This window comes from Oxobacter pfennigii, from assembly GCF_001317355.1.
Lineage (GTDB): Bacteria > Bacillota > Clostridia > Clostridiales > Oxobacteraceae > Oxobacter > Oxobacter pfennigii.
Genome location: NZ_LKET01000054.1, coordinates 1 through 1,095 on the forward strand (window position 1 = coordinate 1; position 1,095 = coordinate 1,095).

The following is a 1,095-nucleotide window of genomic DNA, read 5'->3' on the forward strand; positions in this document are numbered from 1 at the left end:
TCTTAGATGACCTTTTGCCCTGGTCAGAAAAACTCCCGATTGAATGTAAAAAACAGAATCAATAAACCTTTTTAGCCATCAGAAATGACGGCTATATTTATATAAGTACGTATGGTTTACCGTTTACGATACACCAACAAATAAAAATTTAAACAAGGAAATGATCAAGGAGAACCAATTTCAAAATGTGGGAGATATCTACAGTTACTTGAAAGATCTCTTCAAGGATACTATCCAGGAAATGCTGGAGGCAGAACTTGAGTAAATGGTAAATCGTGCGCACCTAGAATTTGAATCGTATTTTTGAGATAATCAATCCTAAAACCTACTATTACTGGTTAAGGCGCATCCGTGAAGCTGCATATGAATCGTTACCGGCTATCGGAGATAATAACACCATCGTGCCGGTAAGTATACCGGCTAATCCACCTGCTGATATTAAGAATCATGAATCTCAATCTCATATCATCTTACATTATGATAATGTCACCTTGGAAATCAACAATAATGCTTCAGCAGTATTAATTGAAAATATCCTGAGGGCAGTGCAGAATGTCAGGTGACATTTCCAAAGCCGAGAAAATATACATTGCATGTGGACATACGGATATTCGTAATTATGTCTTGACTTCAGATATGCGAAGCGATCCGTGATTCTACCATAACATTAAGATAAATCATCCAAAATCGCTTCCCATAATTTCTTAAACTAAATTTTCAAGCCAAGTCATTAGATCAGCATCCTCAAGCCAAGATGGATACTCCGGTGTTTGAATTTCAGGATAAACGGATTCTATTGCCTTCCGTTTTATCTCATCATTCAAACGAGCGTAAATTTCGGTGGTTGTGACGCTGGAATGACCTAAGAAGTCGCGTATGTAGACCAAAGGGATTCCTGCTTGCAGCATGTTCGTACTGAAATAGAAGTAATTCCTGTTAAGGTAAAGGCAATAGACTATTACCGTCAGACTTATGAATGCCGTACCTGCCGTAAAAACGGCAAACCATATATGGAGAAATCTCCAATGCCGTCTCCCGTTATTCAGCATTCTATGGCATCTCCCTCTACAGTAGCATGGGTAATGCATCAAAAAT

2 protein-coding genes and 1 pseudogene are annotated in these 1,095 nt (G+C 38.4%); 2 read left to right on the plus strand and 1 reads right to left on the minus strand.

The genetic code is table 11. The features are described 5' to 3' along the window. Window positions 1-290 precede the first annotated feature (290 nt). Complete coding sequence (locus OXPF_RS22205) at window positions 291-563, plus strand: hypothetical protein (RefSeq protein ID WP_152967807.1); 273 nt, start codon at window positions 291-293, stop codon at window positions 561-563. A 141-nt stretch (window positions 564-704) separates the two neighbouring features. On the opposite strand, the gene OXPF_RS23680 is transcribed toward OXPF_RS22205, so the two are convergent. Beyond that, complete coding sequence (locus tag OXPF_RS23680; RefSeq protein ID WP_083480041.1) at window positions 705-908, minus strand: site-specific integrase; 204 nt, start codon at window positions 906-908, stop codon at window positions 705-707. Here OXPF_RS23680 and OXPF_RS22820 point away from each other — a divergent pair. Beyond that, window positions 903-1,095, plus strand: a pseudogene (locus tag OXPF_RS22820) (IS66 family transposase); the annotation flags it as partial. The gene OXPF_RS23680 and the pseudogene OXPF_RS22820 overlap by 6 nt on opposite strands.

Bases quoted from the DNA above. Each gene is read 5' to 3' on its own strand.
- OXPF_RS23680 (WP_083480041.1), bottom strand. From the start codon at position 908: ATGCTGCAAGCAGGAATCCCTTTGGTCTACATACGCGACTTCTTAGGT.